At 34.8% G+C, this 1,178-nt stretch carries 1 protein-coding gene; it reads left to right on the top strand.

Features of this window, described 5'->3' with window-relative positions; genetic code table 11:
- Positions 1-1,178 (top strand): type ISP restriction/modification enzyme (locus tag GGR08_RS07960; RefSeq protein WP_343050853.1); only part of this gene is annotated, 1,178 nt, incomplete at both ends.

Here is a 1,178-nt window from a genome sequence, read left to right as displayed (position 1 = left end):
AACCTTCTGCAAAAATTATTCAAAAACAACAGTGAGTATTTAGAACATCAAAAAAATCTAAATATCCAAGTTATCTTTGGTAACCCTCCTTATTCGGTAGGTCAAAAAAGCGAAAACGACAATGCAAAGAATACAGCTTATCCGATATTAGATGATCGCATTCGTGAAACCTATGCTGCTCAATCTAAAGTAACAAATACACGAGCGCTTTATGATAGTTATATTCGTGCCATTCGCTGGGCGAGTGACCGTATTGCTGATGCTGGGGTAATCGGCTTTGTTTCTGGTTCTGGTTATGTAGACAAGCCAACAATGGACAGTTTGCGAAAATCTTTAGCCAAAGAGTTTACGAGCATTTATGTGCTTAATTTACGAGGGGATATTCGTAAAAATATGATGAATAAAAATAACGCTCAAGAAGGAGAGAATGTTTTTGGCAACGGAAGTATGACTGGTATTGCTGTAACCTTGTTTATCAAAAATTCCAATGTGACCGAATCATGTAAAATTTACTATCACGACATTGGTAGTAATCTTACAACTAAAAGGAAACTTGAGATCCTTGACGAATTTTGCAGTATTGATGGTATTACCCATGAACAAGGCTGGCAACTCATTACACCAAACGAGCATGGCGATTGGATTAATCAACGAGATGACAGTTTTGCTAACTTTCTAACTTTAGGTAATAAGAGTAATAATAAGAAGAAGAAGGAAAATAATAAAAAACTTTTTGAAATTTATTCTTGTGGTTTAAAAACTAATCGTGACGTTTGGACATACAATTCAAGTCGTGAATGCTTAGCGAAAAACATGAGTAATATGATTGCCTTTTATAACAGTGAAGTGGAGCGTTTTAATGATGCTTATGGGCATGTGGATAGCAGGATACGTAAAAATGCTGTAGACAATTTTGTTAACGTTGATGCTAAAAAAATCAGTTGGAGTAGTAGTCTAAAAGAAGAGTTTGTAAGAGGAAAAATTTCCGAATTTGAAAGTAATTGTTCAGTTCAAAGTCTTTATCGTCCCTTTACAAAGCAATGGCTCTATTACAATCGTATTTTTAATGAAAGAACTTACCAGATGCCTCGTATATTTCTGATGGGAAAAGCAGTTGAAAATAAAGTGATTCAAATTACAGGTGTAGGAGCAATGTGTGGTTTTTCTGTTCTTATGTC

The organism is Bartonella fuyuanensis (genome assembly GCF_014197255.1).
Taxonomy (GTDB): Bacteria; Pseudomonadota; Alphaproteobacteria; order Rhizobiales; family Rhizobiaceae; genus Bartonella; species Bartonella fuyuanensis.
The sequence above is the reverse complement of the archived record's forward strand: the minus strand, read 5'-3'. Positions and strand labels throughout refer to the sequence as shown.